Genomic DNA, 24,685 nt, shown 5'->3' with positions numbered 1-24,685 from the left:
GCCCCGGAGGCCGCCTTTTTCCATGACACGCTCATGGCAACCAGCTCGGACGCCGCCCTGTCGGCGCGCGTCGCGGCACAGGTGCGAGCACTTCCAGCACATATCGAAGATTCGAAGCATTCAGGGGGATTCGTTTCCATGCGATCCATACGTCCGTTGCTGGCCGCGGCCGGTCTCGTCCCGGCCCTCGTGCTGACGGCGACCGCCTGCGGCCCGAGCGAGGACAACTCGGCCGACAAGCCGGCCGCATCCGCCGCCGCGGACAACGGCGGTGCCGCGCTCCCCGCGGACCTGGCCGACAAACTCAAGGAGCAGGGTGTCGACCTGGACAAGTGGAAGAACGGTGAGTGGAAGAATTGGGACAAGGACAAGTGGCTGCGTGAGGCCGAGGACTTCGTCAACCCGGTGATCGAGGGCCTGTGGAAGCCCGAGCGGATGACGACGGCCAAGGCACCCGCCAAGACCATGGCGGCCGGTGATATCTCCGGTGACCAGGACGTGACCGACCCGGAGCCGCGCCCCGTACAGGCCGAGCCCGAGAGGAAGCCGTACCACAAGAACGCCGCCCCCGTCGGCAAGGTGTTCTTCGACGCCCCCGAAGGCTCGATGGTCTGTTCCGCGACCGTCGTCAAGGACCCGAAGAACCCCGGTAAGTCCAACATGGTGTGGACCGCGGGCCATTGCGTCCACGCCGGCCAGGCAGGCGGCTGGTACCGCAACATCGCCTTCGTCCCCGCCTACAACGACCAGGGCAAGTCGCCCGCCGCACTGGAGAGCGCGCAGCCGCACGAGGTCGCTCCGTACGGCGTCTACTGGGCCGACTGGGTCGCGACCTCCGCCGGATGGATCGACGAGGGCGGCCCCACGGGCGGCACGGGCGCTCCGTACGACTACGCCGTGATGCACGTGAAGCCGGAGAAGGGCACCAAGTCCCTCGAGGAGACGGTCGGCGTCGCCCTCGACATCGACTTCGACGCCCCCGAGGCCAAGGACATCAGCGCCATGGGCGCCTGGGGTTACCCGGCCGCTCCGCCCTACGACGGCGCCCTCATGCACAAGTGTGTGGACCGGCCCGGACGGCTCTCCATCGCTCCCGGCACTCCGACGATGTGGCGGATCGGCTGCACCATGACGGGTGGTTCCTCCGGTGGTGGCTGGTTCGCGGAGCAGCCGGACGGGAAGCTCGCGCTGGTCTCCAACACCTCGATCGGCCCGGTGACTTCGGGCTGGTTGGCGGGTCCGCGGCTGGACCGGAACGCCCAGCAGCTCTACACCATGATGAGCGAGAAGTTCGCCGGTCAGTAGCTTCGGCAGGCCTCTCGGCGCAGGCAGGGAGACGCACGAAGGCCCGCCCCCGTCGGGGGCGGGCCTTCGTGCACGTCCGGGAGCCGTCGTCCCGTAGGCGGCCGGATCAGTGCGCGGCAGGCACGAACGGAGAGAGGGCCGCGGCCAGCTCCGCGTGCACCCGCGCCTTGAGCAGGGTGCCTTCCGTGGTGTGTTCCTCGGAGAGCACCTCACCGTCGGCGTGCACCCGCGAGACGAGCCCGCCCTCGGTGTAGGGCACGAGCGCCTCGATCTCGATCTGCGGCCTCGGCAGCTCGTCGTCGATCAGCTGCACCAGCTCGGCCATGCCCGCGCCGGTCCGCGCCGACACCGCGATCGCATGCCGCTCGATGCGAAGCAGGCGCTGCAGCACGAGCGGATCGGCCGCGTCCGCCTTGTTGATCACCACGATCTCGGGCACGTCGACCGCACCCACCTCGCGGATCACCTCGCGCACGGCTGCCAGCTGCTCCTCCGGTGCCGGATGCGATCCGTCGACCACGTGCAGGATCAGGTCGGAGTCGCCGACCTCCTCCATCGTGGAACGGAACGCCTCGACGAGGTGATGCGGAAGGTGCCGTACGAAACCGACCGTGTCGGCCAGGGTGTAACCCCTGCCGCTCGGCGTCTCGGCCCGTCGGACGGTCGGGTCCAGCGTGGCGAACAGTGCGTTCTCCACCAGGACACCGGCGCCGGTGAGGCGATTGAGCAGGGACGACTTGCCGGCGTTGGTGTAACCGGCGATGGCGACGGAGGGGACGCGGTTACGGCGGCGCTCCTGACGCTTGACGTCACGCCCGGTCTTCATCTCCGCGATCTCGCGGCGCATCTTCGCCATCTTCTCGCGGATCCGTCGCCGGTCCGTCTCGATCTTGGTCTCACCGGGACCACGCGTGGCCATGCCGCCACCGCCGCCGCCACCCATCTGCCGGGAGAGCGACTGGCCCCAGCCTCGGAGCCTGGGCAGCATGTACTGCATCTGCGCCAGGGCAACCTGCGCCTTGCCCTCTCGGGACTTGGCGTGCTGGGCGAAGATGTCGAGGATCAGGGCAGTGCGGTCGACCACCTTGACCTTGACGACGTCTTCGAGCTGGATCAGCTGGCCGGGGCTGAGCTCACCGTCGCAGACGACGGTGTCGGCACCGGACTCGAGGACGATGTCCCGCAGCTCCTGCGCCTTGCCCGAGCCGATGTACGTGGCCGGGTCCGGCTTGTCACGGCGCTGGAAAACGCCGTCGAGAACCAGCGCGCCGGCCGTCTCCGCGAGGGCCGCCAGCTCCGCGAGGGAGTTCTCGGCGTCCTGCATCGTCCCGGTGGTCCAGACACCGACCAGCACGACCCGCTCGAGGCGCAGCTGCCGGTACTCGACCTCTGTGACGTCTTCGAGCTCGGTGGAGAGGCCCGCCACACGCCGCAGCGCCGCACGCTCGGAGCGGTCGAACTGGTCGCCGTCCCGCTCGTTGTCGATCTCGTAGCTCCAGGCGACGTCCTCTTCCATCAGGGCATCGGCCCGAAGGCTCTCGGTGCGCGTCTCAGCCAAGCTCTGCTGTTCCTGGGAAGTGGATGAAGAGGAGGTCATTGGGTCCTTACGTCGATGTGGGAGCCTCCCGACGGACGACCGCCGGGGTGCTCGGTTACAGATGACAACGCGTGACGGTCCCGGAAGATTCCCGCAGGATCCCGGCCGCGGCAGCGCCGCCGACCTGCCGATGGTCGCACGGGCGCAGCCGGAGCGTCACCCCGATTTCAGCGGACCGTGCACTCCCCCCGCCGCCTTTGCCCGGCTGTCCCCCGCGGCCTGGCTTCGCCAGTCCGGGTGCCCTGGCATCGGCGGAGTCTTCTTGCCGTACAGCCACGCCTGGAAGAACGCCGACAGGTCACGCCCTGCGACGGCCGATGCGAGCCGCGTGAAGTCCTCCGTGGTCGCGGTGGCGTCCCGGTGCTGCGTGACCCATCGGCGCTCCAAGAGCTCGAACGCGGCTGTGCCGATCTCCTGCCGCAGCGCGTACAGGACCAGCGCGCTGCCGTCGTACACGACGGGCCGGAAGAGACTCAGCTTCTGACCCGGGGCGGGGGCGGCGGGCGCCGCGGGCGGCCCGCCGGCGGCCCGCCAGGCGTCGGAGCGCGCGTAGGCCTCGCGCATCCGGCTGCTCAGCGGCATCTCGGCCTTCTCCTGCGCGTACAGCGCCTCGTACCAGCTGGCGTGTCCCTCGTTCAGCCACAGGTCGGACCAACTGCGCGGCGAGACGCTGTTGCCGAACCACTGGTGGGCCAGTTCGTGGACCATGACGGAGTCGACGTACCACTCGGGAAAGGCGTCCGGGGCGAAGATGGAGCGCTCGAAGAGCGACAGGGTCTGGGTCTCCAGCTGGAAGCCCGTATCGACGTCGGCGACCAGCACGCCGTACGTCTCGAAGGGGTAGCGGCCGACCTTCTCCTCCATCCATTTCATGTGGTCCGGCGTTTTCTTGAGCCAGGGCTCCAGCTTCTCGCGGTCGGCGGCGGGCACGACGTCGCGCAGGGGAAGACCGTGCGGACCCTGCCGCTCGACGACGGCCGAGCGGCCGAGCGAGACCTGAGCCAGTTCGGTGGCCATGGGGTGACCGGTGCGGTAGACCCACGAGGTCTGCTTGTCGCTCCGTGCCCTGGCGACTCGGCGCCCGTTGGCCACCACCGTGATGTCAGGCGGCGCGGTGACCCGGAAGGTGAAGTACGCCTTGTCGGAGGGATGGTCGTTCGAGGGGAAGACCCGATGCGCGGCGTCCGCCTGGTTGGCCATCACCAGGCCGTCGCCGGTACGCACCCAGCCGCCGGCGTTCTTGGGGCCGCGCGGATCACTCGTGTGGGTCACCGTGATCTGCATCCGCGACCCCTCGGGGACGGTCGCGGGCGGGTCGATTACGAGGTCCTCGCCGGCCCCGGCGAAGTCGGCCGGGGTGTCGTTCACCATCACCGAACGGACCTCGCCGTGGGCGAAGTCGAGGTTGACGCGGTCGAGCCTCCGGGTCGACCAGGCGTCGATCTTCGTGACGGCGTCGAGGGGCTTGTCGTTACGGCCCTCGTAGGTGAGGGAGATGTCGTACTCGAGCACGTCGTAGCCGGGGTTGCCCAGCTCGGGGAAGAGCCGGTCCCCGATGCCGAGCGGTTCCGGCGACGGCAGGGTGGCGGCGACGAGGGTGGCCGAGGCAGCGGCCAGTAGGGCGGCACGCAGACGGCGCCGGGAGGTGTGCAGCATGCCCTACCGCTACCAGCGCCCTCCGCACGGACCGCGGCGGCACGCTACACACGGTGACGTGCCCACCCGAACGGGGTCAGGCGGTGGCCGCCGGATGCTGGGTCCGGCTGACGTCGTACACGCCGGGCACGTCCCGCATCGCCCGCATGAGGGCCGGAAGCCCAGCCGCGTCGGGGAGTTGGAGGGTGTACGTGTGCCGTACCCGCTGTTGCGTCGGCGGCTCCACCGTGGCCGAGACGATCGCGGCCCCCTCTCCCGCGATGACTTCAGTGAGGTCCGCCAGGAGGTGGGGACGGCCGAAGGACTCGGCGACCAGGGTGACCCGGCACTCGGCCGTGTCACCCCAGCGCACCGGCACCGGCTCGCGCCCCACGTCGGTCATCCGCACCACGGCGGGGCACTCCCGCCGGTGGACGGTCACGGCTCCGCCGCGCACGGGGAAGCCGGTGACCGCGTCCGGCGGCACCGGTGTGCAGCAGCCGGCCAGCCGGACCGTCGCCTCGGGGAGGTCCACCACGGCGTTCACTGAGGCCGGCCGGCCGGCGGACAGCGGGGCGGGCCGGCGGGGAGCGGTGGAGGGCGCCGCGGCCCGCTGTGGATGCGCGTCGAGCCAGCTGGTGATGGCGATGCGGGCGGCAGGGGTGCGGGCGTGGTCGAGCCACTGGGGCGACGGGCCGGAGGCGCTGTCCTGCGCCAGCAGGACATGCACGGTGTCACCGTCGCCGAGGACCGTGCTGAGTGTCGCCAGCCGGCCGTTGACGCGCGCTCCGATGCAGGTGTGCGCCTTCTCGCCGTACTGCGCGTAGGCGGCGTCCACGCAGCTCGCGCCCGCCGGCAGCCCGAGGGCCCGGCCGTCGGTACCGAATACGGTGATCTCCCTGTCCTGCGCCAGATCGGCGCGCAGGGAGGTCCAGAAGGTGTCCGGGTCCGGGGTGGACTCCTGCCACTGCAGCAACCGGGAGAGCCAGCCCGGCCTGGTGGGGTCGGCCCGTTCGCCGTCCGCCGGCTCGGCCCCCTCCACGGGTACGTACGGGTTGCCCAGTGCGACGACACCGGCCTCCGCCACCTTGTGCATCCGGTGCGTGCGGATGAGGACTTCGGCAACCGCGCCGTCGGGTCCCGCGACGGCTGTGTGCAAGGACTGGTACAGGTTGAACTTGGGGGCCGCGATGAAGTCCTTGAACTCGGAGATCACCGGTGAGAAGCAGGTGTGCAGTTCACCGAGTACGGCGTAGCAGTCGGCGTCCTCCCCGACGAGGATCAGCAGTCGGCCGAAGTCCGTGCTGCGCAGTTGCGACCGCTTCAGGCAGACCCGGTGGACGGACACGAAGTGCCTCGGTCTGATGAGCACTTCGGCGCTGATGCCGGCCTCGCGCAACGCGGCACGGAAGTCGTCCGCGATGGCGGCGAGGGCGGTGCACGCGGTGGAGTTCTCCGCGATGAGCGCCCGGGTCCGCTCGTACTCCTCGGGGTGCAGGATCGCGAAGACCAGGTCTTCCAGTTCTGTCTTGAGGGCCTGCACACCGAGCCGTTCGGCGAGCGGGATCAGCACGTCTCGGGTGACCTTGGCGATGCGTGCCTGTTTCTCCGGCCGCATCACCCCGAGAGTGCGCATGTTGTGCAGCCGGTCGGCGAGTTTGATCGACATCACCCGGACGTCGTTGCCCGTCGCGACGAGCATCTTGCGGAAGGTCTCCGGCTCGGCCGCGGCGCCGTAGTCGACCTTCTCCAGTTTGGTGACGCCGTCGACGAGATAACCGACCTCGGCGCCGAACTCGGATCTCACCTGATCGAGCGTCACCTCGGTGTCCTCGACGGTGTCGTGGAGCAGGGAAGCGGTCAGCGTCGTTGTCTCCGCGCCCAGTTCGGCCAGGATCAACGTCACGGCGAGCGGGTGGGTGATGTAGGGCTCGCCGCTCTTGCGGAACTGCCCGCGGTGGGACGACTCCGCGAGTACGTACGCCTTGTGCAGTGTGGCGAGGTCGGCGTCGGGGTAGTGAGCCCGGTGCGCGTCCACGACATGGCCGATCGCGTCGGGGAGCCGGTCGCGACCGGTGGGGCCCAGCAGAGCGGCGCGGCCCAGTCTGCGCAGGTCGATCCTGGCACGGCCGCGCCTGCGGCTGTGGGCACCTGGGTTGGTGGCCTCTGCGCTCATGGGCACCTCCGGCAGCTTCGACCGGCGGTACGGAGAACTGGCATGCCTCCGGGCCGGTGCTTGATGCTATCGAGCCCACCACGTGGCGCAGTCCAGCTCTCGCTCAGCGTGAAACGGATCACCCATTCGAGCGAAGCCCTAGGCGGTCACGGTTTCGAGGAAGTCGGGGTCGATCACACCCTCGGCGACGATCACCGCGGCGCCGGTCATCTCGACCTCCCCGTCGGGCCGCTCGGTGATACGGAGCCGGCCGCCGGGCAGATCCACCGTGTACGTGACGGGAACGCCGGTGGCTGCCGGATCCAGACCGTCGCGGCGTGCGGTGGCCACGGCGACGGCGCACGCGCCGGTGCCGCACGAGCGGGTCTCACCGGAGCCGCGCTCGTGGACGCGCATCGCCACATGGCGCTCACCGCGGTCGACGACGAACTCCACGTTGACCCCGTCGGGGTAGACCGAGGCCGGGGTGAACGGAGGCATCGTCAGCAGATCCCCCGCGTGGTCCAGCTCCTCGACGAAGGCGACCGCGTGGGGGTTGCCCATGTTCACGTTCCTCGCCGGCCAGCTGCGACCGCCGACGGACACGGTGACGCCGTCCTCGGGCAGCACGGCCCGGCCCATGGAGACCGTGATGTCGCCGCCGCTCCCGGAAACCGCCTTGGCGAGGTGGACCTTCTTGATCCCGCCGCGGGTCGCGACGGCGACGTCCCCGGCGTCGATGTGGCCCGCGTACTGGAGATACCGGGCGAAGACCCGGACGCCGTTGCCGCACATCTCGGCGATGGAGCCGTCCGCGTTGCGGTAGTCCATGAACCACTCGGCCTCGCCGGCCATGTGCCGGGCCTCCGGGTGGGCCGCCGAGCGCACCACGCGCAGCAGCCCGTCACCACCGATGCCGGCCCGGCGGTCGCACAGCCGGGCGACGGCGGACGCGGGCAGTTCCACAGTGTTGTCGGGGTCGGGGACGATCACGAAGTCGTTCTCGGTCCCGTGGCCCTTGAGGAAGGGGAGGGGCGACGTCTGCGAGGTGCTCACGTGCTCCATCGTACGAGGACGGTCCGACAGCGGCCGGAGCCGGTCACCTCAGTCGTGCCACACGCCACACGGCGAGTGCGACGAGCACCGCGGCCACGCCCACGTACAGGGTGATCACACGCCAGTCGGGGCGCTCGCCCGAACCGCGGGACGGCAGGCCGGGCCAGGTGTGGCCGACACGGCGCGCCGCCATCACACCCCAGCCGGCGGCGCAGCAGCTGAGCAGCAGCCCGAGCATGGCCACGACCGCTCCGCCGTCGCCCGTACCGAAGGCGAGCGGGAAGGCGAACATCAGCGAGCCGACGGCGGCGAGGACGACGATGGGTGCGAGCTGCCAGATCCTGAGCCGCCGCTGCGGACGCAGCTCGACCTCGACCTCGTCGGCGAGCACATCCTGCTCGTCGGGCCCGTCCGGGCTGAGACCGGACGCGCCGTCCGCCGCATCCCGCCGTTGCTGTTCCGTGTCGCGAGGGCCGGCCTCCATCGCCACGCGCCCTCCCAACTCGGACTCAACTGTCGATCGATGCTCGATGATGGCACGCTCCCAGGGGCCGGAATGACGGCCGGAGCGTCCCGATGCCATCACGTGATCAGGCTGTGACCGCTCGTTCGATCAACGCCAGCGCGCGCTGCGGAAGTTCCGTCCTGTCGGCGGCGGCGCCGCTCAGCCAGTGCACCCTCGGGTCGCGCCGGAACCACGAGTCCTGGCGGCGCGCGAAGCGCTTGGTGGCGCGCACGGTCTCGTCGCGCGCCTCCTGTTCGGTGCACTCTCCGGCGAGAGCCGTCAGGACCTGCTGGTAGCCGAGCGCCCGCGAGGCCGTGCGGCCCTCCCTGAGTCCCTGCGCCTCGAGCGCCCGCACCTCGTCGACGAGGCCCGCCTCCCACATGCGGTCCACACGCACGGCGATGCGCTCATCGAGCTCGGGCCGTGCGACGTCGACGCCGATCTGGACGGTGTCGTAGACGGCGTCGTGGCCGGGCAGGTTGGCCGTGAAGGGCTTGCCCGTGATCTCGATGACCTCGAGGGCCCTGACGATCCGGCGGCCGTTGCTCGGGAGGATCGCCCGGCCCGCCTCCGGGTCGGCCGCGGCCAGCCTGGCGTGCAGGGCGCCGGGTCCGCGCACCGTCAGCTCCTCCTCCAGCCGCGCCCGCACCGTCGGGTCGGTGCCGGGGAACTCGAGGGCGTCGATCGCACCGCGCACATACAGCCCGGAGCCTCCGACGAGTACCGGGGTGCGGCCCTCGGCGAGCAGCCGGTCGATCTCCGCCCTCGCCAGCGTCTGGTACTCGGCGACGCTCGCCGTCCGGGTGACGTCCCAGATGTCGAGGAGCCGGTGCGGCACTCCGCCCTGCTCTTCGGGTGTCAGCTTGGCGGTGCCGATGTCCATCCCCCGATAGAGCTGCATGGAATCCGCGTTGACGACCTCGCCGTTCAGTTGCCGGGCGAGGAACACCCCCAGATCGGACTTTCCGGCTGCGGTGGGACCGACGACGGCGATGACCCGCGGGGCGGGAGCTGCACTTCTCACCGCCCCAGTCTCGCAAACCCGGTGCGTGTCCCCGAACGAGCGAGGTGACGGCGGCGACTCGGGGTCGTTGCCTGTTGCGAGGTTCCGAACGCCGGTTTCCGGACCGGCGCCCGCGCGTGACGCAAGACGGCGCTCCGGGCGGCGCGGAACTTCGCCCGCACGAGTAGGGTATGGAGTAGATATGGGTGTTTTCTCATGGTTTCGCGGTAAGCCCGCAGCAGCCATGGAGGCGTCGGCACCGGAGGCAGTCGTCGGATCTCCCGCTGCGGAGTCCGTGCAGTCCGGCCGGTCCGAGGTGAGCGACGGCACGGCCGAGGCCCCGGCTGTGGCGGAGCCGGCGGAAGAGGCGGCTCCGGCCGCCGGAGCCGTCGAGGCCACCGGATCCACCGATGCCGCCGCCGAAACCGCGGAACCTCCCCTCGACGGAGGCACCGCGGCCGGGGCAGTGGAGATCCCGAGGCAGCAATCTGCCGGGGACGCGGCGGACAGCGAGGCCGGCGAAGGCGCCCGCACGTAGCAGCCGCGACGAGGGAAGGTGCCCCATGGGCTTCCTGGACAACCTGAAGACCAAGCTCGGCCCCGCGAAGGACAAGGTCTCCGGCCTTGCCCAGCAGCACGAGGGCAGGATCGGGCAGACGCTGGAGAAAGCTGCCAAGAAGGTCGACGACAAGACCAAGGGCAAGTACAGCAACAAGATCGAGTCGGGTGCCGGGAAGGCGAAGCAGGCCCTCGGCCGCATCGCGCACAAGGACGACCGCGGGACGACACCGCCGGCCGCCTGAAGGTCGCCGGACCGGTTCGGCGGAGGGCGGCGGTGGGGCACAGGCTCCACCGCCGCCCTCCCGCGTCCGGAGATCTTTTCCAGGTGAACCCCGCGCTCCAGGGGCTCTCGCTGGATCATGTCCGGGCTCGCGGGCCCTGGCACGCACTTGCCGTAGCCCTCCGGGCAGGTGCGCCTAGACCTGGGACCAGGCCGCGACGAAGTAGCCGACACCGTACGGATCACTCTCGTGGAGCAGCCGGCCCGTGAGCCCCGCGCCCTGTGCGGCTCCGGCGAGGACCTGCCACGGCGCGCGGCCGGACACCTTGAGCTCGCGGGCCAGCGACTCGTCGAGCTCTCTGAGCCCTTCGATGTCGGCGGCCCCGAGCGCGTCGGCGGACCGCCGGTCGAAGTCCGCGGCCCTCTCGTCGAGGTAGCCGGGCGCCTTCAGCGTGCGGCAGGCGCTGCCGTCGCCCATCACGAGAAGCGCGACCCGCCCGGCGCGCGCGGCGAGTTCTTTTCCGGCTGTCATGCACCGGTGCCCGTCGAGGGGTTCGCCGACCCCGAGGCCTTCGACCGGAGCGGCCGTCCAGCCGTCGCGGGCGAGAAGCCAGGCGCCAACGGCCAGCGAAGGCGGCAGTGTCCGTTCCTGGCGGGGGCCGTCGCCGAGCCGGACGTCGAGTTCCACGCCGAACTCCCGGAAGGAGCCTGTGGCGCCCGCGGCATGCGGTCCGCGCCGATCGTGCGCGGCGGGTCCGACCACGATCAGCAGGTCCGGTTCCGCGGCGGCGAGAACGGCCACGGCGTCGGCGCACGCGGCGCGTGTCGCGTCCAGTTCGGGCGCGGCCCCGGAGGCGACCTCGGGGACGAGGATCGGCGGGCACGGACACACGGCAGCGGCTACGAGCATGATCCGCAGCCTAGTCGGCGTGGTGGGCGAGGCGGGCACCTGCCTGGCCCGGCGGCCGGCCCCGCCCGGCCGCCGGGCGGCGGGGCCGTGGCCGACCGCGGCGGCCGTCGTCAGCCCGCCGCGCAACCGCCCGTCACCGGCGGCAGCGGCGCGGGGACGCCCAGCGAGGGCAGGCCCAGCATCACACCGGCCGGCTTCGCGGTCTCGGCCCCGTTGCGCTTCTCCCACGCGTCTCCCGCGCGGGTGCGGCGCACCGATGTCACCGCGCCCTCCGCCAGGAGGTGGTGCGGAGCGGCGTAGGTGATCTCGACGGTGACCACGTCGCCGGGGCGCACCTCGGCGTCCGGCTTGGTGAAGTGGACGAGGCGGTTGTCCGGGGCCCTGCCGGAGAGGCGGTGGGTGGCCCCGTCCTTGCGGCCCTCGCCTTCGGCGACCATCACCTCGAGTGTGCGGCCGACCTGCTTCTTGTTCTCGTCCCAGGAGATCTCCTCCTGGAGGGCGACCAGACGCATGTACCGCTCCTGGACGACCTCCTTGGGGATCTGCCCCTCCATGGTCGCCGCCGGGGTCCCGGGGCGCTTGGAGTACTGGAAGGTGAAGGCGTTCGCGAAGCGGGCCTCGCGCACGGTGTGCAGCGTCTGTTCGAAGTCCTCCTCGGTCTCGCCCGGGAAGCCCACGATGATGTCGGTGGAGATGGCGGCGTGCGGAATGGCCGCGCGCACCTTCTCGATGATCCCGAGGAAGCGCTCCTGCCGGTACGAGCGGCGCATCGCCTTGAGGATCGTGTCCGATCCCGACTGCAGCGGCATGTGGAGCTGCGGCATGACGTTCGGCGTCTCGGCCATGGCGGCGATCACGTCGTCCGTGAAGTCGCGCGGATGGGGCGAGGTGAACCGGACCCGCTCGAGGCCCTCGATGTTCCCGCAGGCACGCAGCAGCTTGCTGAAGGCCTCGCGGTCGCCGATGTCGGACCCGTACGCGTTGACGTTCTGGCCGAGCAGCGTGATCTCGCTGACACCTTCTGCGACGAGCGCCTCGATCTCGGCGAGGATGTCACCGGGCCGGCGGTCCTTCTCCTTGCCGCGCAGCGCGGGCACGATGCAGAAGGTGCAGGTGTTGTTGCAGCCCACGGAGATCGAGACCCACGCCGCGTACGCCGACTCGCGGCGCGTCGGCAGCGTCGAGGGGAACGCCTCGAGCGATTCCGCGATCTCGACCTGCGCCTCTTCCTGGACTCGGGCGCGCTCGAGGAGCACCGGAAGCTTTCCGATGTTGTGCGTACCGAAGACGACGTCGACCCAGGGCGCCTTGGTGACGATGGTGTCGCGGTCCTTCTGCGCCAGGCAGCCGCCCACGGCGATCTGCATCCCGGGGCGCCGCGACTTCATCGGGGCGAGCCGGCCGAGATTGCCGTAGAGCTTGTTGTCCGCGTTCTCCCGCACCGCGCAGGTGTTGAAGACGACGACATCGGCGTCACCGTCGGCGCCTTCGGGCGCGCGTACGTATCCCGCGTCCTCCAGCAGGCCCGACAGCCGCTCGGAGTCGTGGACGTTCATCTGGCACCCGTAGGTGCGCACCTCGTAAGTTTTCGCACTCATCGCGCCCACCAGGGTACGGGGTCGCACCGACAGTGCGACCCTCCGCCAAGGCCGGGCCTGGCCATCACAAGGAGTGAGCTGGCAGGATCGCGCCATGCTCCCGGCACTTCCCGTCCTCTCCCGCCTCGGCCGCCGCCGCGCCCTTCAGGGCACCGCGGCGGCCCTGGTGGTCCTCGGGCTGCTGCTGTGGTTGCTGCTGCCGCTCGGCCAGTCGTCGCCGAGCGGGAAGCTGACACTGAGCACGGGGTCGCACAGCGGTGTCTACCAGCGCTACGGCGTGCTGCTGAAAGACGCGCTGGCCCGCGACATGCCGGACGTGGCGATAGACCTGCGCACCAGCGAAGGGTCCCAGCAGAACCTCGAGCGGGTGGCGTCCGGGGAGGCCGACTTCACCATCGCCACCGCCGACGCCGTCGCGAAGTACAAGCGGGAAGGACTGGCGGGCGCCTCCCGGCTGAGGGGCTGCGCCCGGCTGTACGACGACTACGTCCAGCTCGTCGTGCCCCGTGACTCGCCGGTCAGGTCGGTGGCAGACCTGCGCGGCAAGGTGGTCGGCGTCGGGCAGGACGGCTCGGGCATCCGGCTGGTCGCCGACCGGCTGATGAAGGCCGCCGGGATCGATCCCGCGCAGGACATCACCGCACTCCCGTCGGGAATCAACGTCGCCCCGGGCCAGTTGGAGAAGGGCCGCATCGACGCGTTCTTCTGGTCCGGCGGACTGCCCACCAACACGGTGCAGAAGCTGTCGGAGCGCTTCCCGGTCCGGCTGGTCGCGCTGGAGCCGGAACTGGTCTCGAAGCTCCACGCGTCGGGCGATCCGACCAGCTACTACCGCTCCGCCGTGATGCCGGCCGACGCCTACCCGCAGGCCCAGGGCGGGCTGCCCGTCAAGACCATCGCGGTGGCCAACCTGCTGGTCACCACGGACCGGATGAGCGCGGCGCAGACAGAAGGCTTCACCCGCACTGTGATCCGGAGCCGGGACCGCATCGGCAACACGGTGCACCCCGCCCAGCTGGTCGACCTGCGGACGGCCGTCTACACCGACCCGCTGCCGCTGCACGAAGGCGCGCGGCGTTACTACCGCTCGGTCAAGCCGTAGCGGCGACGCGAGTCCCCCGCTTCCAGCGGTTCCGCGGTGGTCCCACGCCCGCTTCCAGCCAGTTCGACCGGTGGTCTCAGGCGTCCTTCGCGTGGGTCCGCGGCAGCGTGAGCGTCACCTTCAGGCCGTGGGGCTCGTGGTGCGCGTACGCGATGGACCCGCCGCCCGCCGCCAGCAGCGCCCTTGAGATGGACAGGCCGAGGCCGGAGCCCTTCACGTTCTGGTGACGGCCGCTGCGCCAGAAGCGGTCCCCGATCCGGGAGAGCTCCTCGTCGGTCAGGCCCGGGCCGCGGTCGGCGATAAGGATGGTCGACGTGCTGCCCTGCGCCGAGACCTCGACGGTGACCTTCTCGCCCCGAGGGGTGAACTTCAGGGCGTTGTCGATCACCGCGTCCAGCGCGCTGGAGAGCGCCACGGGGTCCGCCCAGGCGGTGACCGCGGCCGTCTCGTAGGACAGCACGACCCGCTTCTCGTCGGCGAGCGGCCGCCAGGCGGCCACCCGCTCGGCGGTCAGTTCGCCGATGTCGGTGAGCTGGAGCTCCGCGGAGGCGTGCTCGGCAAGCGCCAGGTCCAGCAGGTCGTCGAGGACTTGGGCGAGGCGTTTGCCCTCGGTGCGGACGGAGGCGATCTCGGGATTTCCCTCGGGGAGTTCGAGGGCGAGCAGTTCGATGCGCAGCAGGAGGGCGGCGAGCGGGTTGCGCAGCTGGTGGGACGCGTCCGCGACGAAGGCCCGCTGCTGTTCGAGGACTTCCTCGACGTTGTCGGCCATCTCGTTGAACGAGCGCGCCAGCCGTCTGAGTTCCGGCGGCCCCCCGGCGGCAGCGACCCGCGAGTTCATCCGGCCGGTCGCGATGTCGTGGGTGGCGGCGTCCAGGATCCGTACGGGCCGCAGCACCCACCCGGTCAGCCGGAAGGCCGCGCCGACGGCGACGAGCATCGCGGCGGACTCACCGGCGACGATCAGCAGCCAACCGCGCAGGACCCGCGACCGAAGCTGGTCGGTGGGCGAGTCGGTGAACACGACGGCGATGACGTCCCCGTCGCGTACGACGGGCGAGGCGACGACGAGCCGCTCGCCGCGCTGCCAGGGCCACACCTGCGGCGGGTCGTCGCTGCGCCGGCCGGTGAGCGCCTCCTGGAACGCCTCGCGGCCCTCCCCCTCGCCCGGCACGTACCAGTCGTGGGGGGCGCGGGCCATCGAGTTGCCGCTGCGGTAGAAGACGCCCGCCTTGATCCCGTACGTGTCGTGGTACCGGTCGAGCTGCTCCTGCAGCGTGGAGCGGCGCTCGTCCGGGGTGGAGCCCTGATCGGTCACGAACTGGGCCAGCGCCGCGAAACGCACGGTGTCGTCGATCCGGTCGACGACGACGCCCTGCTGCTGCGCGGCCGCGACGCTCACCGCGAGCGGAAAGCCGAGCGCCAGCAGCACACCGGCCATGAGCACGATGAGGAGCGGAAGAAGTCGGGTACGCACCGGGGCGAGGGGCCCTACGCCCCGGCGGGCGCGACGAGCCGGTAGCCGACACCCCGCACAGTCTCGATCAGGGCAGGCATCCGGAGCTTCGAGCGCAGCGACGCCACGTGCACCTCGAGCGTGCGGCCGGTGCCCTCCCAGCTGGTCCGCCACACCTCGCTGATGATCTGCTCACGCCGGAAGACCACTCCCGGGCGCTGGGCGAGCAGCGCCAGCAGGTCGAACTCCTTGCGTGTGAGCTGCACGTCAGCCCCGTCGACGCTGACCCTGCGGGTGGGCAGCTCGATGGTGACCGGCCCGAGCCTCAGCGCCTCGTCGCCGGCGGGCGCACCGGCGTCGTCACCGGGGACGGTACGCCGGCTGACCGCGTGGATCCGGGCGAGCAGCTCCCCCGTGTCGTACGGCTTGACCACATAGTCGTCGGCGCCGAGGTTGAGTCCGTGGATGCGGGAGCGGACGTCCGAGCGCGCAGTCACCATGATCACGGGCGTGGAGGTGAGCTTCCTGAGCTTGCCGCAGACCTGGTAGCCGTCCTGGTCCGGCAGGCCGAGGTCCAGGAGGACGACCCCGAAGGGCGGCTTGGCCGGGTCGGTGGCGGGCAGGACGGCGCGGAGGGCTTCCTCGCCGTTGCGGGCGTGGACCACCTCGAAGCCGTGCCTGGCGAGCACCGCCGACAGGGCGGCAGCGACATGGTCGTCGTCCTCGACGAGCAGCAGCCTCATGGCCCCCCTCCGGTCGTGTGGTGTTCGTGGCGCGGTCGTGTGGTGTTGGTCGTGCGGTGTTGTACGAATGGTTCGCGACACACCACAGGGCATCAACGCGGATGTCACGGCGCACAGTCAAGAGGCTTCCGCGTGCCGAACGGTTCCGTTATCCACCCGGTATCGCAGTCGACCACCCTGTTCACGCATAGTGTCCGGATGAGGCCGGATCGTTATGCTCAATTTCCCCTCAGATGTAATGACGCTGGTCGCAGTGGGTGACTAGGGTCCTCCCAACCGAGGAGGACGGAGCAAGAAGCCGATGAGCGGAGTGTCAGTGACCAAGGACGCCGAGGACGCGGTGCCCACGGCCGATCTGGTCGTGCTGAGCAACGTGAACAAGCACTTCGGCGCGCTGCATGTGCTCCAGGACATCGACCTGACCATCGCCAGGGGCGAGGTCGTGGTCGTCATCGGACCCTCCGGGTCCGGAAAGTCCACGCTGTGCCGCACCATCAACCGCCTGGAGACGATCGACTCCGGCGCTATCTCGATCGACGGCAAGCCGCTGCCGCACGAGGGCAAGGAGCTCGCCCGGCTGCGCGCCGACGTGGGCATGGTCTTCCAGTCGTTCAACCTCTTCGCGCACAAGACCGTGCTGGAGAACGTGACGCTGGGCCAGATCAAGGTACGCAAGGCCGACAAGAAGGCCGCGGAGACCAAGGCGCGGGCCCTTCTGGACCGCGTGGGTGTCGGTGCGCAGGCCGACAAGTACCCGGCGCAGCTCTCCGGTGGCCAGCAGCAGCGTGTGGCGATCGCGCGTGCGCTGGCGATGGACCCGAAAGTGATGCTCTTCGACGAGCCGACGTCGGCGCTCGACCCCGAGATGATCAACGAGGTTCTCGAGGTCATGCAGCAGTTGGCACGCGACGGGATGACAATGGTGGTCGTCACGCATGAGATGGGCTTCGCCCGCTCGGCCGCGAACCGGGTCGTATTCATGGCCGACGGCAAGATCGTGGAAGAGGCATCGCCCGAGGAATTCTTCAGCAACCCGCGCAGCGACCGGGCCAAGGACTTCCTGTCGAAGATCCTTCACCACTGAGTCCTGGATCAGTTGATCCAGCACATCGCGTCTGTTTCCAATACCTCGCGTCAACTCTAGGGAAGTCATCATCATGAAGCTTCGTAAGGTCACCGCCGCTTCGGCCACCGTCCTCGCGCTCGCCCTGTCGGCCACGGCATGCGGCTCCGACAGCGGCAAGGACAGCGGCAGCGGCTCCACCGACGGCGGCGACAAGAAGATCACGGTCGGCATCAAGTACGACCAGCCGGGTCTCGGCCTGAAGACCCCGGACGGGTTCACGGGCTTCGATGTCGATGTCGCCACGTACGTCGCCAAGGAGCTCGGTTACGACGAGGGAGACATCGAGTTCAAGGAGACGAAGAGCGCCGACCGCGAGACCGCGCTGGCCCGCGGCGACGTGGACTTCATCGCCGCCACGTACTCGATCACGGACGAGCGCAAGCAGAAGGTCGACTTCGCCGGCCCGTACCTCCTCGCCCACCAGGACCTGCTGATCCGCGCCGATGACAACATCACCAAGGGCGAGGACCTCAACGGCAAGAAGCTCTGCTCGGTCACCGGCTCCACGTCCGCGCAGAACGTGAAGAAGGACTTCGCCCCGAAGGCCCAGCTGCAGCAGGTCGGCACGTACTCGGAGTGCCTCAACGGACTTCAGAGCGGCGCCGTCGACGCGCTGACCACGGACGACTCGATCCTGGCCGGCTACGCCTCGCAGGAGCAGTACAAGGGCAAGTTCAAGCTCGCCGGCCTCAAGCTGAGCAACGAGAACTACGGCATCGGAGTGAAGAAGGGCGACAAGGAGATGGTCGACAAGATCAACGCCGCCCTCGAGAAGATGGTCAAGGACAAGGCTTGGGACAAGGCCGTGACGGACAACTTCGGTCCGGCCAACTACAAGAACGAGCCCGCCCCGGAGATCGGCAACATCGTCAAGTGAAGCAGGGCTGAGACGGCGCGCCGCCCCTGAAGGGCGGCGCGCCGGGCCCTCCCACACGCGGAAGCGCGGGAGATCGTGTTCGACTTTCTTGAAGGTTACGACTTGCTCGGGGCGTTCTGGGTGACGGTGCAACTCACCGTTTTCTCCGGAATCGGTTCCCTGGTGCTCGGCACCGTCCTCGCCGCTATGCGAGTGAGCCCGGTGCCCCTGATGCGCGCGTTCGGCACGTTCTACGTGAACGTCGTCCGGAACATCCCGCTCACTGTGATCATCGTCTTCTCCTCGCTCGGTCTCGCCGACGTCTTCGGCATGACGCTGGGCGCGGCCGATGACTTCCAGGTCAAGTACTTCCGGCTCGCTGTCTTCGGGCTCGCGGCCTACACCGCGGCGTTCGTGTGCGAGGCGGTGCGGTCCGGCATCAACACCGTGCCGGTCGGCCAGGCAGAGGCGGCGCGGGCCATCGGGCTGAGCTTTACCCAGGTCCTCACAACCGTAGTTCTCCCGCAGGCGTTCCGCTCGGTCGTCGCTCCTCTTACCAATGTGCTGATCGCCCTCACCAAGAACACCACGGTCGCGGCGGCCATCGGTGTGGCGGAAGCGGCCCTGCTGATGAAGGAGATGATCGAGAATGAGGCACAGCTCGTCCTCATCTCCGCGATCTTCGCCTTCGGCTTTGTTGTTCTGACCCTTCCCACCGGTCTCATCCTCGGCTGGGTCGGCAAGCGTGTGGCGGTGAAGCGATGACGTCCGTTCTTTACGACGCCCCCGGCCCCCGGGCCAAGCGGCGCAACATCGTCTACACGGCCGTCTTCCTCGTGCTGCTGGCGCTGGGCATCTGGTGGGTCATCGGCGTCATGTCCGACCACGGACAGCTCGAATGGTCGCTCTGGAAGCCGTTCACCCAGTCCGCGGCATGGACGACCTATCTGCTGCCCGGCCTCGCCAACACGCTGAAGGCCGCAGCCCTCGCCATGGTGATCGCCCTGCCGCTGGGTGCGATCTTCGGCATCGCCCGGCTCTCCGACCACCTCTGGGTCCGCGTCCCGGCGGGTGTGGTCGTGGAGTTCTTCCGCGCCATTCCCGTCCTGCTCCTGATGCTGTTCGCGAACGAGCTCTACGCGCGCTACACCGACATCAGCAGTGAGCTGCGTCCGCTGTACGCAGTGGTCACCGGCCTGGTGCTGTACAACGCGTCGGTCCTCGCCGAGGTCGTACGGGCCGGCATCCTGTCGCTGCCCAAGGGCCAGTCGGAGGCCGCGAAGGCCATCGGGCTGCGCAAGGGCCAGACGATGACGAGCATCCTGCTGCCTCAGTCCGTCACCGCGATGCTGCCGGCGCTGGTCAGCCAGCTCGTGGTCATCGTCAAGGACACCGCACTCGGTGGCGCGGTGCTCGCCTTCGCGGAACTGCTCAACGCGCGTTCGACTCTCTCCGCGTTCTACGCGAATGTCATCCCGAGCTTCGTCGTCGTCGCGTTGATCTACATCGTCCTCAATTTGATCCTCACCACCTTCGCCTCGTGGTTGGAAAAGAGGCTGCGCCGGGCCAAGAAGGGCACGGGCGCGGTGCTGGGCGCACCCGGCGGCGCCGAGGAGCCCGTCGGAGAGCCCGGAGTCGGCAAGACCGACGACGGACGGGCCGGCTGACGGTTCATCCGATGTTCGACCGCTGAGGGGCGGTGGCCTGCGGGCCACCGCCCCTCGCCGCGTCCAGGTGGCGCTTGACGCGGGCAGCGGCAGTGGGTTGCATACGTTCTGTGATCGCGCACCGGGCTCCAACCGCACTTCCCCGCACGACCCTACGGGCCCGAGGAGTCACGCCGTGGACCCGGTGATCGTGGTCGGCGCGGGTCCCGTCGGACTGGCGCTGTCACTCGCCCTCGCGGCGCAGGGCGTTCCTTCGGTCGTGCTCGACGAGGGCAACGGGAAGGACGAGCCGCGCCCGGCCCGCACCGTCGTACTGCGTCCCGACACGGCCGACCTCATGGCGCGGCTCGGCTGCGGGACCGTGCGTCACGAAGGCACCCGTTGGAGCGGCTGGCGCTCGATGCTGCGCAAGCAGGAGTTGCGGCAACTGCCCCTCGACGACGGCGCCGACCACCACCGCCGGAGCGACGGGCACCACTGGGACAGGGACGACACCTACTCCGGGGACGAACGCGACGGCGCATACCAGCGGGGGGACAGGAGCGCCGGAGCCGACGGGGACCTGGCCGCGCCACTTCACATCCCGCAGCACAGCCTCTCTCGTGGACTGCGGGAGGCCGCCGCAGAGCACCGGCTCGTACGGCTCGTGACCGACAGCCGCCTCGACTCGCTGGAACAGGACGCCGGCGGCGTGGGTGTGCACACCAGGGGGCCCTCCGCGACCTGGTGGCGGGGCAGTTATCTGGTGGGCTGCGACGGCGCGAGGTCCACGGTCCGCAAGCTCCTCGGCATCCGTTTCCCGGGCCGCACGGCGGTGGAACGCCACGCCGTGGCCGCACTGCGCACCGAGCTGCCCTGGCCCGGTGAGGCGGTGCTGCACCGTCAGCCACCGTGGAGCTCGGGTGGTGACGAGATCACCGCACGCCCGCTGCCGGACGGTACGTGGCGACTCGACTGGTTGCTTCCGCCCCGCGGCGAGCTGGTGACGCCGGAGGCACTCGTGGCGCGGGTCCGTGACACTCTGGCCGGCTGGTGCGGCGACACGCCGCCGTACGAACTGCTCGACACCGGCGTCTACACCCTTCATCACCGACTCGCCCGGCGCTGGCGCGTGGATCGGGCCTTCCTCGCGGGGGACGCGGCGCACCTGCTGGGAGCGATCGGCGCCCAAGGGCTCGACGATGGGCTCCGCGATGTCGACAACCTGGCATGGAAACTGGCGCAGGCCTGGCATCACGGGGCGTCACAAACACTGCTGGACAGCTATCAGGCCGAGCGGCGCACCGCCGTCGCCGCACGGCTGCGCGCCGCCGACCAGTCACTGCCGATACTGCGCAGCGGCAGCGGTCTTCGCATGTACCTTCCCGGGGCCGCCCGGGGACACGACGCGATGCTCACCGACGCGCATCTCGGGCGGGGGGCCCTCGGCGCGCCGCCCGTCTACACGCATTCACCGCTCACGCCGGAGCCCACTGGTCCGCAGACGCCGGCGGGCACCGTGCCGGGCTCGCCGGTCGCCGATGTGCAGGTGACGGCTCCGGACGGTACCTGCGCCCGCCTGCGGGACCGGCTGTGCCGGGGGCGCCTGCTGGTCGTGCTGGTGGCGCCCGGCACCGGCGTGTGGGACCGGAGGCACTGGGCCGGCGCGGGCATCATGCCACGGCTGGAGACAGCGGTGTCCGGCCTTCCCGCACCGGCGGAACTGCTTGTGACGGAGAGCTACCCCGGCGCCTCCGCGCACACCGTGCTGCTCGTACGGCCCGACGGACATCTGGTGGCAGCTTTCGCCGGGGTGCGGCCGGCCGAGCTGTACGCCGCTGCGGACATCGCGAGAGGAGGTGCCCCCGCCACGGCGGGCAGTGACCGTACTGCGGACATCGATTGATTCACGGTGTCCGGCGTGGTGTACTCCCGAGCATGAACGACACCGATGTGCGCCTGTGGCGGAGGGTCCATATGGACCTCGTCCGCTATGCGGGCTGCGTGTGTCGGCCGTCCTGCTGAATTCGCCCTCCCTTCGCGCCGCGGCCTCTGGCCCGTGCGCTCACCAGCGAACCCCAGGACGGTTTCCGTGTCCCACCCCGCTCCGCTCCCCCCTGCCCCGGCGCCTTCGACTCCCGGATCCTCCGCCGATCCCGTTCTCTTCACCGGTTCCTGGCCCGCCCCGAGCCTGACGGGAGCGCCGACCTCCGCCGAACTGCTCGACTTCGTACGGCACGCCGCCGCCGACAAGGAACTGATCGCCTCGCTGCCTCTCGACCCCGAGGGACGCACCTGGCTGCGGCTCGAAGGGCCGCGCGGCAGTGAGGCGTGGCTCATCGGCTGGCCGCCCGGCACCGGCACCGGCTGGCACGACCACGCCGAATCCGTCGGGGCGTTCGCCACAGCGGAGGGCGTGCTGAAGGAGAACTCTCTCGCCGTACGGCTTCCCTCCGCCGGCTGGAAGACGCTCGAACTCGACGACGGCGTGGACCGCGAGCGGCATCTGGCCGCCGGCCGGTCCCGCGCCTTCGGTACGCACCACGTGCACGAGGTGCTCAACGAGTCGTCCGCCGAGCATGCCGTCTCCGTCCACGCGTACTACCCGCCGCTGCCGCTGATGAGGCGCTACAGCCGGTCTGGTGCCGTCCTCCGTCTCGAGCACGTCGAACACCCGGAGGACTGGCGGTGAGCGGGCCCCCGGGAATCGACGAGTACCTGGAGCAGGTACGGCGAGGGCTCGAACGGATCGGTCCGCAAGAGGCCTTCGAGGCGGCGGCCGAGGGTGCTCTGCTGGTCGACATCCGCTACCAGGCACTGCGCGAGCGCGACGGGCTGATCCCCGGGGCGCTGGTCGTGGAGCGCAATGAACTGGAATGGCGACTGGACCCACAGGGCAGTCATCGCCTCCCCCAGGCGATCGGCCACGACCTTCGGATCGTGGTCATCTGCAACGAGGGTTACGCCTCCTCCCTCGCTGCCTGGTCCCTGCACCAACTGGGGCTACGGCGTGCGACCGACCTCGTCGGTGGTTTCCAGGCATGGAAGTCGGCGGGACTGCCGGTCACGGGGTAGCCCGCGGGCCCGGTCGCGTCCCTGGCCGGCACCACGTCCGGTATGTCTAGTACCCCATGTCGTCCAGGTCCGCCGTGTCCTCGCCCTCTTCTTCGAGGGCGCGCCTCACCACCCGCAGGGCCATACCCTCGGAGTAGCCCTTGCGGGCGAGCATTCCGGCCAGCCGACGGAGACGACGGTCACGCTCCAGGCCCCTGGTGGAGCGCAGTTTCCGCGCCACCAGCTCGCGGGCCGTCGCCTCCTCCTGGTCGGAGTCGAGCTGCCCCACCGCCTCGTCGATCAGAGCGGAATCCACGCCCTTGGTACGCAACTCCCGTGCCAGGGCCCGCCGGGCGAGGCCCCGACCGTGGTGCCGGGACTCCACCCACGCGTCCGCGAAGGCGGCGTCGTTGATCAGTCCCACGTCCTCGAAGCGGGAGAGGACCTCCTCGGCCACCTCCGAGGGGATCTCGCGTTTGTGCAGCGCATCCGCCAGCTGTTTGCGGGTGCGCGGGGTCCCGGTGAGCAGGCGCAGGCAGATGGCCCGCGCCCGCTCCGCCGGATCCTTGGGTGACAGCTCCTTCTCGGCCCTCGACGAGTCGGGGCTGTCACCCGGCCATTCGGTACGCCGGGCGGCCATGTGCTACCCCTTGGCCGCCGCCGTCTTGGCCGCCTTCGCCTTGGACGCGGGTGCGGGCACGGACTTCGCCGTGTCCTCGGCCGGAACCGCTCCGGCCGCCGCGTCCGCACCGGGATCCGCCGCCGGGGTCTCCGGCCTGACGCCGACGCCGAGCTTCTCCTTGATCTTCTTCTCGATCTCGTTCGCGAGGTCGGGGTTGTCCTTCAGGAAGTTACGGGCGTTCTCCTTGCCCTGGCCCAGCTGGTCGCCCTCGTACGTGTACCAGGCGCCGGCCTTGCGGACGAAGCCGTGCTCCACGCCCATGTCGATCAGACCGCCCTCGCGGCTGATGCCCTGGCCGTAGAGGATGTCGAACTCGGCCTGCTTGAAGGGCGGGGCGACCTTGTTCTTGACGACCTTGACGCGGGTGCGGTTGCCGACCGCGTCCGTGCCGTCCTTCAGGGTCTCGATACGGCGGATGTCCAGACGCACCGAGGCGTAGAACTTCAGCGCCCGGCCACCGGTCGTGGTCTCCGGGGAGCCGAACATCACACCGATCTTCTCGCGGAGCTGGTTGATGAAGATCGCCGTGGTCTTGGACTGGTTCAGCGCGCTGGTGATCTTCCGGAGCGCCTGGCTCATCAGCCGCGCCTGCAGACCGACGTGCGAGTCTCCCATCTCGCCCTCGATCTCCGCCTTGGGCACAAGGGCCGCCACGGAGTCGATGACGATCAGGTCGAGCGCGCCGGAGCGGACGAGCATGTCGACGATCTCCAGCGCCTGCTCGCCGTTGTCCGGCTGGGAAAGGATCAGGTTGTCGATGTCGACGCCGAGCTTCTTGGCGTACTCCGGGTCGAGAGCGTGCTCCGCGTCCACGAAGGCCACCGCTCCGCCCGCCTTCTGGGCGTTGGCCACGGCGTGCAGCGTGAGGGTCGTCTTACCGGAGGACTCCGGTCCGTACACCTCCACCACACGCCCGCGCGGCAGGCCGCCGACGCCGAGAGCGACGTCGAGGGCGGTCGACCCGGTGGGGATGACCTCGATGGGCTCGTTCGGCCGCTCGCCCAGCCGCATCACGGCACCCTTGCCGAATTGGCGTTCAATCTGTGCGAGCGCGGCGTCGAGCGCCTTCTCGCGGTCGGTTCCTGCCATGGGTTCCACCCGATTTGCTTGTGTCGATCGCTTCACGTCAAAGACGCTAACCCCTGCCACTGACAATGGGCCCCGACGTCCGGCCGGCCTGTGGACAACTCGCGGGAGCGAGGGCCGGAATCCCATGAGAATGGATGTTCGATTTTACTGTCAAGCTCACCATGCGGCGGTCCACCTGGCCGCGTGCGACCGGTGTCCTGTGGTCTGATCGGCGGGTCGGGGGTGGCGGTGGGACAGCTCGCGGATGCATACGCGGATCCGGACAGCGGCGCCGGCGTCCGTATGTCTCGAACCTTGATCATTGTCACCGAGCCTCGACGATCACTAGGTTTGTGCCTTCGAAGTTTGCGTGGCACGGGGGTGTCCGTGTGTCGGGGGTTGTGGCGGGG

Annotated in this window: 24 protein-coding genes; 12 read left to right on the top strand and 12 right to left on the bottom strand. The window is 70.0% G+C overall.

The genetic code is table 11. From position 1 onward, the window contains the following. Window positions 1-138 precede the first annotated feature (138 nt). Window positions 139-1,305 (top strand): trypsin-like serine peptidase, encoded by a 1,167-nt coding sequence (locus MDN94_RS16955; RefSeq protein WP_482726595.1) that lies wholly within the window; start codon window positions 139-141, stop codon window positions 1,303-1,305. 106 nt (window positions 1,306-1,411) lie between these two features. On the opposite strand, the gene hflX is transcribed toward MDN94_RS16955, so the two are convergent. From hflX to miaA, 6 genes are all read right to left on the bottom strand, one after another. After that, window positions 1,412-2,902, bottom strand: coding sequence for a GTPase HflX (gene hflX / locus MDN94_RS16950; protein WP_482726594.1), 1,491 nt, complete (start codon window positions 2,900-2,902; stop codon window positions 1,412-1,414). A 156-nt stretch (window positions 2,903-3,058) separates the two neighbouring features. Continuing rightward, entirely contained in the window at window positions 3,059-4,558 is a 1,500-nt protein-coding gene (locus tag MDN94_RS16945; protein WP_482726593.1) for a M1 family metallopeptidase, read from the bottom strand. Window positions 4,559-4,634: 76 nt separating this feature from the next. Next, the gene (locus MDN94_RS16940; RefSeq protein WP_482726592.1) at window positions 4,635-6,713 is read right to left on the bottom strand and encodes a RelA/SpoT family protein; all 2,079 of its coding nucleotides are present in this window, start codon (window positions 6,711-6,713) and stop codon (window positions 4,635-4,637) included. Between the two features lie 138 nt (window positions 6,714-6,851). Then, on the bottom strand, window positions 6,852-7,757 hold the full coding sequence (gene dapF / locus MDN94_RS16935; protein WP_482726591.1) for a diaminopimelate epimerase: 906 nt from the start codon (window positions 7,755-7,757) through the stop codon (window positions 6,852-6,854). A gap of 34 nt (window positions 7,758-7,791) precedes the next feature. Further along, window positions 7,792-8,232: a hypothetical protein gene (locus MDN94_RS16930; RefSeq protein ID WP_482727093.1), complete on the bottom strand. Its 441-nt coding sequence runs from the start codon at window positions 8,230-8,232 to the stop codon at window positions 7,792-7,794. A gap of 106 nt (window positions 8,233-8,338) precedes the next feature. Then, window positions 8,339-9,277: a tRNA (adenosine(37)-N6)-dimethylallyltransferase MiaA gene (gene miaA / locus MDN94_RS16925; protein ID WP_482726590.1), complete on the bottom strand. Its 939-nt coding sequence runs from the start codon at window positions 9,275-9,277 to the stop codon at window positions 8,339-8,341. Window positions 9,278-9,458: 181 nt separating this feature from the next. Here miaA and MDN94_RS16920 point away from each other — a divergent pair, with 181 nt between their 5' ends. Further along, a complete protein-coding gene (locus MDN94_RS16920) occupies window positions 9,459-9,794 on the top strand; it encodes a hypothetical protein (RefSeq protein ID WP_482726589.1) in 336 nt (111 codons plus the stop codon). Window positions 9,795-9,819: 25 nt separating this feature from the next. Beyond that, window positions 9,820-10,059 carry an antitoxin gene (locus MDN94_RS16915; RefSeq protein ID WP_482726588.1) on the top strand — a complete coding sequence of 80 codons (240 nt, stop codon included), beginning with the start codon at window positions 9,820-9,822 and terminating at the stop codon, window positions 10,057-10,059. Window positions 10,060-10,233: 174 nt separating this feature from the next. Here the strand turns inward: MDN94_RS16915 and MDN94_RS16910 are convergent, their stop codons facing one another. Then, window positions 10,234-10,947: a class III extradiol dioxygenase subunit B-like domain-containing protein gene (locus MDN94_RS16910; RefSeq protein ID WP_482726587.1), complete on the bottom strand. Its 714-nt coding sequence runs from the start codon at window positions 10,945-10,947 to the stop codon at window positions 10,234-10,236. A 110-nt stretch (window positions 10,948-11,057) separates the two neighbouring features. Beyond that, window positions 11,058-12,545 (bottom strand): tRNA (N6-isopentenyl adenosine(37)-C2)-methylthiotransferase MiaB, encoded by a 1,488-nt coding sequence (gene miaB / locus MDN94_RS16905; RefSeq protein ID WP_482726586.1) that lies wholly within the window; start codon window positions 12,543-12,545, stop codon window positions 11,058-11,060. Between the two features lie 94 nt (window positions 12,546-12,639). Between miaB and MDN94_RS16900 the strand changes: the two genes are divergently transcribed. After that, entirely contained in the window at window positions 12,640-13,647 is a 1,008-nt protein-coding gene (locus MDN94_RS16900; protein WP_482726585.1) for a TAXI family TRAP transporter solute-binding subunit, read from the top strand. A gap of 76 nt (window positions 13,648-13,723) precedes the next feature. Here MDN94_RS16900 and MDN94_RS16895 read toward each other — a convergent pair whose 3' ends face one another. Together MDN94_RS16895 and MDN94_RS16890 are read right to left on the bottom strand one after the other, a co-directional pair. Beyond that, a complete protein-coding gene (locus tag MDN94_RS16895; RefSeq protein WP_482726584.1) occupies window positions 13,724-15,121 on the bottom strand; it encodes a sensor histidine kinase in 1,398 nt (465 codons plus the stop codon). A gap of 14 nt (window positions 15,122-15,135) precedes the next feature. Continuing rightward, on the bottom strand, window positions 15,136-15,843 hold the full coding sequence (locus MDN94_RS16890) for a response regulator transcription factor (RefSeq protein ID WP_482726583.1): 708 nt from the start codon (window positions 15,841-15,843) through the stop codon (window positions 15,136-15,138). 301 nt (window positions 15,844-16,144) lie between these two features. Between MDN94_RS16890 and MDN94_RS16885 the strand changes: the two genes are divergently transcribed. The 8 genes from MDN94_RS16885 to MDN94_RS16850 all read left to right on the top strand — a co-directional run bounded on the left by MDN94_RS16885 (window position 16,145) and on the right by MDN94_RS16850 (window position 22,546). Then, on the top strand, window positions 16,145-16,927 hold the full coding sequence (locus MDN94_RS16885; RefSeq protein WP_159686208.1) for an amino acid ABC transporter ATP-binding protein: 783 nt from the start codon (window positions 16,145-16,147) through the stop codon (window positions 16,925-16,927). 73 nt (window positions 16,928-17,000) lie between these two features. Beyond that, window positions 17,001-17,846, top strand: coding sequence for a glutamate ABC transporter substrate-binding protein (locus MDN94_RS16880; RefSeq protein WP_482726582.1), 846 nt, complete (start codon window positions 17,001-17,003; stop codon window positions 17,844-17,846). A gap of 75 nt (window positions 17,847-17,921) precedes the next feature. Then, on the top strand, window positions 17,922-18,590 hold the full coding sequence (locus MDN94_RS16875) for an amino acid ABC transporter permease (protein WP_482726581.1): 669 nt from the start codon (window positions 17,922-17,924) through the stop codon (window positions 18,588-18,590). Then, window positions 18,587-19,492 (top strand): amino acid ABC transporter permease, encoded by a 906-nt coding sequence (locus MDN94_RS16870; protein ID WP_482726580.1) that lies wholly within the window; start codon window positions 18,587-18,589, stop codon window positions 19,490-19,492. Before MDN94_RS16875 ends, MDN94_RS16870 begins: the two co-directional genes overlap by 4 nt. 175 nt (window positions 19,493-19,667) lie before the next feature. Next, complete coding sequence (locus tag MDN94_RS16865; RefSeq protein ID WP_482726579.1) at window positions 19,668-21,377, top strand: FAD-dependent monooxygenase; 1,710 nt, start codon at window positions 19,668-19,670, stop codon at window positions 21,375-21,377. Between the two features lie 32 nt (window positions 21,378-21,409). Further along, window positions 21,410-21,496: a putative leader peptide gene (locus tag MDN94_RS16860; protein WP_312845644.1), complete on the top strand. Its 87-nt coding sequence runs from the start codon at window positions 21,410-21,412 to the stop codon at window positions 21,494-21,496. 67 nt (window positions 21,497-21,563) lie between these two features. Next, entirely contained in the window at window positions 21,564-22,163 is a 600-nt protein-coding gene (locus MDN94_RS16855; protein WP_482726578.1) for a cupin domain-containing protein, read from the top strand. Continuing rightward, entirely contained in the window at window positions 22,160-22,546 is a 387-nt protein-coding gene (locus tag MDN94_RS16850; RefSeq protein WP_482726577.1) for a rhodanese-like domain-containing protein, read from the top strand. Before MDN94_RS16855 ends, MDN94_RS16850 begins: the two co-directional genes overlap by 4 nt. A 46-nt stretch (window positions 22,547-22,592) precedes the next feature. Here the strand turns inward: MDN94_RS16850 and recX are convergent, their stop codons facing one another. Then, entirely contained in the window at window positions 22,593-23,165 is a 573-nt protein-coding gene (gene recX / locus MDN94_RS16845) for a recombination regulator RecX (protein WP_482726576.1), read from the bottom strand. A gap of 3 nt (window positions 23,166-23,168) precedes the next feature. Further along, complete coding sequence (recA, locus tag MDN94_RS16840) at window positions 23,169-24,296, bottom strand: recombinase RecA (protein ID WP_482726575.1); 1,128 nt, start codon at window positions 24,294-24,296, stop codon at window positions 23,169-23,171. Window positions 24,297-24,685: the final 389 nt, after the last annotated feature.

The organism is Streptomyces sp. WAC00040 (assembly GCF_056835925.1).
This window is presented reverse-complemented; position numbering and strand designations above follow the sequence as displayed.

Excerpts from the sequence above, each read along its gene's own strand:
- MDN94_RS16910 (WP_482726587.1), bottom strand. The coding sequence starts at position 10,947 with ATGCTCGTAGCCGCTGCCGTGTGTCCGTGCCCGCCGATCCTCGTCCCC.
- MDN94_RS16945 (WP_482726593.1), bottom strand. The coding sequence starts at position 4,558 with ATGCTGCACACCTCCCGGCGCCGTCTGCGTGCCGCCCTACTGGCCGCT.
- MDN94_RS16880 (WP_482726582.1), top strand. The coding sequence starts at position 17,001 with ATGAAGCTTCGTAAGGTCACCGCCGCTTCGGCCACCGTCCTCGCGCTC.
- MDN94_RS16900 (WP_482726585.1), top strand. The coding sequence starts at position 12,640 with ATGCTCCCGGCACTTCCCGTCCTCTCCCGCCTCGGCCGCCGCCGCGCC.
- MDN94_RS16920 (WP_482726589.1), top strand. The coding sequence starts at position 9,459 with ATGGGTGTTTTCTCATGGTTTCGCGGTAAGCCCGCAGCAGCCATGGAG.
- MDN94_RS16890 (WP_482726583.1), bottom strand. The coding sequence starts at position 15,843 with ATGAGGCTGCTGCTCGTCGAGGACGACGACCATGTCGCTGCCGCCCTG.
- MDN94_RS16860 (WP_312845644.1), top strand. The coding sequence starts at position 21,410 with ATGAACGACACCGATGTGCGCCTGTGGCGGAGGGTCCATATGGACCTC.
- recX (WP_482726576.1), bottom strand. The coding sequence starts at position 23,165 with ATGGCCGCCCGGCGTACCGAATGGCCGGGTGACAGCCCCGACTCGTCG.
- dapF (WP_482726591.1), bottom strand. The coding sequence starts at position 7,757 with ATGGAGCACGTGAGCACCTCGCAGACGTCGCCCCTCCCCTTCCTCAAG.
- hflX (WP_482726594.1), bottom strand. The coding sequence starts at position 2,902 with ATGACCTCCTCTTCATCCACTTCCCAGGAACAGCAGAGCTTGGCTGAG.
- MDN94_RS16915 (WP_482726588.1), top strand. The coding sequence starts at position 9,820 with ATGGGCTTCCTGGACAACCTGAAGACCAAGCTCGGCCCCGCGAAGGAC.
- MDN94_RS16955 (WP_482726595.1), top strand. The coding sequence starts at position 139 with ATGCGATCCATACGTCCGTTGCTGGCCGCGGCCGGTCTCGTCCCGGCC.
- MDN94_RS16930 (WP_482727093.1), bottom strand. The coding sequence starts at position 8,232 with ATGGAGGCCGGCCCTCGCGACACGGAACAGCAACGGCGGGATGCGGCG.
- MDN94_RS16870 (WP_482726580.1), top strand. The coding sequence starts at position 18,587 with ATGACGTCCGTTCTTTACGACGCCCCCGGCCCCCGGGCCAAGCGGCGC.
- recA (WP_482726575.1), bottom strand. The coding sequence starts at position 24,296 with ATGGCAGGAACCGACCGCGAGAAGGCGCTCGACGCCGCGCTCGCACAG.
- MDN94_RS16885 (WP_159686208.1), top strand. The coding sequence starts at position 16,145 with ATGAGCGGAGTGTCAGTGACCAAGGACGCCGAGGACGCGGTGCCCACG.
- MDN94_RS16940 (WP_482726592.1), bottom strand. The coding sequence starts at position 6,713 with ATGAGCGCAGAGGCCACCAACCCAGGTGCCCACAGCCGCAGGCGCGGC.
- miaB (WP_482726586.1), bottom strand. The coding sequence starts at position 12,545 with ATGAGTGCGAAAACTTACGAGGTGCGCACCTACGGGTGCCAGATGAAC.